The organism is Streptomyces sp. NPDC090445 (assembly GCF_044769385.1).
GTDB lineage: Bacteria > Actinomycetota > Actinomycetes > Streptomycetales > Streptomycetaceae > Streptomyces.
Genome location: NZ_JBIVXV010000002.1, coordinates 232,191 through 238,295, shown reverse-complemented (window position 1 = coordinate 238,295; position 6,105 = coordinate 232,191). Strand labels below are relative to the sequence as shown.

The following is a 6,105-nucleotide window of genomic DNA, read 5'->3' as shown; positions in this document are numbered from 1 at the left end:
ATGCGGCGAGGTTGTTGAGGGCGGCGGCGAGGTCGGGGAGGTAGGCGGCCGGGTTGTCGGCTGCGAGGGTGCGGTAGAGGTCGGCGGCTTCGGTGATGGTGGTGAGTGCGCCCTGCCGGTTCCCGGTCTCGGCCTGGGATGCGGCGAGGTTGTTGAGGGCGGCGGCGAGGTCGGGGAGGTAGGCGGCCGGGTTGTCGGCTGCGAGGGTGCGGTAGAGGTCGGCGGCTTCGGTGATGGTGGTGAGTGCGCCCTGCCGGTTCCCGGTCTCGGCCTGACGGACGGCGAGGTTGTTGAGGGACATGGCGAGGTCGGGGAGGTGGGCGGCCGGGTTGTCGGTTGCGAGGGTGCGGTAGAGGTGGGTGGCTTCGGTGATGGTGGTAAGTGCGCCCTGCCGGTTCCCGGTCTCGGCCTGGAATGCGGCGAGGTTGTTGAGGGCGCCGGCGAGGTCGGGGAGGTATGCGGCCGGGTTGTCGGCTGCGAAGGTGCGGCGGATGGTGACGGCTTCGGTGGCGGTGGTGAGTGCGCCCTGCCGGTCTCCGGTCTCGGCCTGGAATGCGGCGAGGTTGTTGAGGGCGCCGGCGAGGTGGGGGAGGTATGCGGCCGGGTTGTCGGTTGCGAGGGTGCGGTAGAGGTCGGCGGCTTCCTGCGCTGATACAAGTGCCTCGGGGCGCCTGCCAGTTCGTGAGCGTGCCGCCGCCACATTGTTGAGTACGTATGCCAGAGCCGGGCGGAACACGTCCTCGCGTATGTCGACGAGCTCACGGATCAGTGCGATTCCCTGGTCACCTGCCAGCGCTGCATGCGCCGTCAGCGCTACCCGCAGGTACGGGTTCGCGTTTTCCATCACCAAGGCGTCGTCGGTCTGGTTCCGCAGGAGATCGACCAGTGCTCGTGCCACGCGATGCGCTGCACCGGAATCCTCCGCTGTGTGCCGCAGGTGGCGGATGAACTCTCGGTGGTAGAGGCGGTAGACCGCCTGCACGCCGTCGGTGTCCTCCACGACGTAGCGGCCGTACGCGTTCAGCAGCCAGTCCACGTCTTCGGGGCCGTACGGGGTGCCGTCCGTGCTGAGAGCCGAGGCCGCGGCCTCCCAGACCCCTCGGGCAGGCATGCCGTTCAAGGCACTCCAGGCCAGCGCGGTCAGCAGGTCCTGGGCTGCGTGGGGAAGTACCACGCCGTCCCGTTCGCGCTTGGGCCCGTCTCGCAGGTCCTCGGTGAACGCTGCGCTGATGGAGGACGGGATCGCATGGGCCCAGTCCACCGGTTCTGACGCTGCGGATCGGCGGATCAGGGAGTCCGACGCCATCCTCGCGAACAGGAAACCGCCCGTGTGGACGGACGCACGGCTCGCGATCAGAGCGGCCGCCTTGGCTGCCTCTTCCTCGGGCGATATGCGAGACAGGAGCCGGCGGCGGCAGTACGCGCGGATGTCGTCCGTCGTGTCGGACTCGTCGTCCAAGTCGGACGCCTGGGCCCGGACATCCAGCAGGCGGCTCACCGCCCGGCCCAGGGGCTCCCGAGGAGCCTGCCGAGGGCTGAACGAGCGGTCTCGGGAGCCCAGGAGGACGCAGACCAAGCGGCTCAGGGGGGCCAGGAGCTGTTCGACTATGGGGTGGGGCTGGTCGGGGGCCGCCTCGTCGAGGCCGTCGAGGACGAGGGCCGGGAGGCGGTGCTCGGTGCCGGTCGGCCACTGCTTCTCGACCTCGGCGATCAGCGCCGCCGGGGTCTGGGGAGCGGGGAGGCCCAGTGCGCGGGCGATGGCCTCGGCGAGCTGTTGCACCGTCTGGCCGCGCAGGTGCAGCGAGGCGTCCACCGAGCCCTCGCCCGGATCCGGGTCGTCGGCCGCCAACGCCCCATGCTCCTTGATGTCCGCCCGGTGGGTGGGGTCGGACAGGGTGGCGATGCGGCCCAGCACCGCCGATTTGCCGCTGCCGGCGCTGCCCGTGACCAGGTAGAGGCCGGGACTGCGGGCCTCCAGCCATGCCGTGATCTCGCCCAGGACGCGGCGGCGGCCGCTGAAGAACCAGCCTTCGTCCGCCAGGGCCGCCCCGCGGCTCGCCTGGACCAGATGCTCCACCAGCATCGGTTCCGCGGCTGCCCTCCACCGCGGGTTGTTGAACATCATTCCGTCGCTGCCGAACATGGCCGGCCAGGGCTGGTGGCCGATGTCCCGAGGCCACGCAGCGATCACTGTGTTGATGACCGTGGACCCCGTGACCTGGCTGTTGTGAGGGCTCCAGTCGTGGCGGTACTGGTGCGTCTGCGGGCCTTCGCGTAGTACCAGGGCCAGCGTCTTCAGGAGGATGCCGTCCGCCTCGGCCTTCTCCTGGGGGCGGCAGCTCGCGATCACCCCGAGCCATGAGGACCGGTTCGGGGGGAGGTTCCGCTCGGAGAGCCTGTTCGCCGCGCTTTGGAGGGACTCGATCACTCCCGCGCCCGCGTGGCAAGTGTCGATGATCAGCAGCGTCTGGTCCGCTTTGCTGAGCATCGCTGCCTCGGCCAACAGATTGGCCGAATTTGTATCGCTCGCGAGCTTCGGATCGTCGGTGTCGGGCATGACCAGACGCAGCTCCTGGCCGTCCAGCTCACCGTGTCCGGACCACAGGATGACCGCCGGGCCGTGCCCGCCCGTCTCACTCCATTCCGTTGCCCAGCCTTTCGCCTCGTCCCAGAGCGTCGCCCTCTTCGGGTCCCGGACGACCGTGGGCGTGTAGCCGCGGGCTGCCAGGAGGGCGCACAGCTCCTCCATTTGGGCCGTGGCGCCCGTCAGAGTGCGGAACTTCGGGTTCTTGTAGTGCTCCACGACGATGCCGAGTGCCGTTCCCCGGATGTCGTTGGTGTCCTCAGGCATCGGCGCCTCCGACCAGGGTCAGGGCCGTCACCTTGGATTCCGCGCGGGCCGTGACGCGGACCGCCAAGCGGTACGCGCCCGGGTCCGGAGCCGGGAAGGTGGCCGTGTAGCGGCCCTCGCCGAGGGGGCGGAGGGTGCGGGAGAGGGGTTCCGCGCCCGTGGCCGGGCGGAGGTCTGCCGTGAGGTGGAGGGAGTCGTGGTCGGGGGTTTCGGCGGGGATCGTGACCGAGACCTCGTACGGGTCGCCGGGCGGCAGGAAGGAGGGGGCCAGGACGCTCAGGGGGACGGCCTCGTCCTCGTTGCCGCGGTGGAAGGGGCGTTCCTGGCCCAGGAGGCCGGCCAGGGCGTCGCGGACGCCGTGGTTGTTCTGGAGGGCGCCGTGCTGCTCGCAGGGGGTGTGGGCCTCGTCCACCGTGTAGCCGGAGAGGTCGGCGTTCGCGGGGCGGGCGGCGAGGCGGGGGACCGTGCCGTCGCCCCGTTCGTCGGTGCCGTTGATCAGCCAGAGGGGGGTGAGGAGGTCGCCCGTCAGGTCTGCCGTGGTGTGGGTGGGCTGGCGGATGCCCGTGATGGCGTGCAGGGGGACCGGGGTGGTGCGGGTTGCCGCTGCTTCGCGGAGGTCTGCGTGGAAGGCTGCCGCGTCCGTCAGGAGGTCCGGGTCCACGCCCGGGAGGTTCGGGAGGTCGCGGGCGTAGGCGAGGCCGCCGGGGGCGGTCACGCACGCGTAGTCCGGGGCGAGCTGGTGGAGGGACGGGAGGCTGCGGGCGAAGGCCGTCAGGTCGATGCCGAAGGGGCCCCAGCCCTTGCGGAGGCCGTTCACCAGGTGGGCGAGGGCGGCGAGGGAGCCGCGGTGCGGGGTGCCGAGGGTGATCAGGCGGCGGGTGACCTCGTGGCCGCCGAGGCGTTCCACGTAGTGGCGGGCGACCAGGCCGCCCATGGAGTGGCAGACGAAGACGACGCGGGCGTCGCGGCGTTCCGGGGCGGAGTCCTGCCAGCGGGCCAGGGTTCGGTCCACCGCTTCCTTGAGGCGTTCCGCGTTCCAGCGGCAGGACAGGCGCCAGTCGTACGGGAACGGGAGCAGGTTCTCGCCCGGGGTGAGGGTGAACTCGCGTTCCAGCCAGGCCAGGAGGTCCGTGTAGCCGTCGACCGGGTGCCAGATGCCGGGGATGGCGTGGACGTCCGGCATCAGGCCGACGGGGACGATGCCGTCGCCGGGGTGGTCGTTGCCCGTGTCCTTCGGGACGCGCAGATTGCCGAGGGAGTCGCCGAAGAGGCGCAGGCCGCGCCACAGGGCGCCGCCCGAGAGGTCCCAGACGGGTTTGCCGTCGGCGTCCGCGAGGCGGCTGCCCATGATTCCCGGCAGGACCACGACAAGATCGATCACCCGTGTGCGCGCCATTGCAAGCCCCCTGTCGGACGTCCTGTGGACCGGCAGGGTATGACGACGGCGCCCCCGCCCGGAGTGGAATCCGGACAGGGGCGCCGTACGGGTTGCTGCCTGCGGGGCAGCGGGAGCCTTACAGGCCGAGCTCGACCTCGAACTCGCCGGCCTCCAGGATCGCCTTCACGGCCGAGAGGTACCGGGCCGCGTCCGCGCCGTCCACCAGGCGGTGGTCGTAGGACAGGGTCAGGTACGTCATGTCGCGGGCGCCGATGACGGTGCCCTCGGCGGTCTCCATGACCACCGGGCGCTTCACCGTGGCACCGATGCCCAGGATCGCGACCTGGTTCGGCGGCACGATGACCGTGTCGAACAGCGCGCCGCGGGAGCCGGTGTTGCTGATGGTGAAGGTCGCGCCGGACAGCTCGTCCGGGGTGATCTTGTTGCTGCGGACCTTGCCGGCCAGGTCGGCGGTCGCCTTGGCGATACCGGCCAGGTTGAGGTCACCGGCACCCTTGATGACCGGGGTCATCAGGCCCTTCTCGGAGTCGACGGCGATGCCGATGTTCTCCGAGTCGAAGTAGGTGATGGTGCCCTCGTCCTCGTTGATCCGGGCGTTGACGACCGCGTGGGCCTTCAGCGCCTGGGCCGCGGCCTTGACGAAGAACGGCATCGGGGACAGCTTGACGCCCTCGCGGGCGAGGAAGCCGGCCTTGGCCTTCTCGCGCAGCTTCATGATCTTGGTGACGTCCACCTCGACCACGGACGACAGCTGCGCCTGCGAGTGCAGGGCCTTCATCATGTTGTCGCCGATGACCTTGCGCATGCGGGTCATCTTGACCGTCTGACCGCGCAGCTCGGACACCGCGGCGGCAGCGGCCGGAGCCGGAGCAGCGGCGGCGGCCGGAGCCGGGGCGGCAGCGGCGGCCTTGGCGGCCTCGGCGGCGGCCAGGACGTCCTGCTTGCGGATGCGGCCACCGACGCCGGTGCCCGTGACCGTGTTCAGGTTGACGCCGGCCTCGGAGGCGAGCTTGCGCACCAGCGGGGTCACGTACGCACCCTCGTCACCCGTGATCGCCGGGGCGGCCACGGGAGCGGCCGGGGCGACCGGAGCCGGAGCGGCCGGGGCCACCGGAGCAGCCGGAGCCACCGGAGCAGCCGGCGCGGCCGGAGCCACCGGGGCGGGCGCCGGGGCGGCCGGAGCCGGGGCGGCCGGAGCCGGAGCGGCGGCAGCGGGAGCCGGGGCGGCGGCCGGGGCAGCGCCCGCGACGCCGATGACGGCCAGACGGGCGCCGACCTCGGCGGTCTCGTCCTCGCCGACCACGATCTCCAGCAGCGTGCCGGAGACCGGCGCGGGGATCTCGGTGTCGACCTTGTCGGTGGAGACCTCGAGCAGCGGCTCGTCGGCCTCGACCGTCTCGCCGACGGCCTTCAGCCAGCGGGTGACGGTGCCCTCGGTGACGGACTCGCCCAGGGCGGGCAGCACGACGTCGGTGCCGGACGCGGCCGGGGCAGCAGCGGCAGCCGGGGCCTCGGCCACCGGAGCCGGGGCGGCGGCAGCGGCAGGCGCCTCGGCGACCGGCGCCGGAGCGGCAGCCGTCTCGGCAGCCGGGGCGGGGGCCGCGGCGGGGGCGCCGGAGCCGTCGTCGATGACGGCCAGCTCGGCGCCGACCTCGACGGTCTCGTCCTCGGCGACCTTGATGGAGGCCAGGATGCCGGACACGGGGGAGGGGATCTCGGTGTCGACCTTGTCGGTCGAGACCTCGAGCAGCGGCTCGTCGGCCTCGACGCGCTCGCCCTCGGCCTTCAGCCAGCGGGTGACAGTGCCCTCGGTGACGCTCTCGCCGAGCGCCGGAAGGGATACGGAAACCGCCAT

General features: G+C 71.9%; 3 protein-coding genes. All 3 read right to left on the bottom strand.

Annotated features, from left to right (window positions below; genetic code table 11):
- A partial coding sequence (locus tag ACIQUT_RS05775) for a caspase family protein (protein WP_403559846.1) occupies window positions 1–2,851 on the bottom strand: 2,851 nt, incomplete at its 3' end.
- Window positions 2,844–4,247 (bottom strand): hypothetical protein, encoded by a 1,404-nt coding sequence (locus ACIQUT_RS05770; RefSeq protein WP_403559844.1) that lies wholly within the window; start codon window positions 4,245–4,247, stop codon window positions 2,844–2,846. The genes ACIQUT_RS05775 and ACIQUT_RS05770, both read right to left, overlap by 8 nt.
- A gap of 118 nt (window positions 4,248–4,365) precedes the next feature.
- A complete protein-coding gene (gene sucB / locus ACIQUT_RS05765; protein WP_403559842.1) occupies window positions 4,366–6,105 on the bottom strand; it encodes a 2-oxoglutarate dehydrogenase, E2 component, dihydrolipoamide succinyltransferase in 1,740 nt (579 codons plus the stop codon).

Coding starts and splice junctions, on each gene's coding strand:
- ACIQUT_RS05770 (WP_403559844.1), bottom strand. CDS start 4,247: ATGGCGCGCACACGGGTGATCGATCTTGTCGTGGTCCTGCCGGGAATC.
- sucB (WP_403559842.1), bottom strand. CDS start 6,105: ATGGCGGTTTCCGTATCCCTTCCGGCGCTCGGCGAGAGCGTCACCGAG.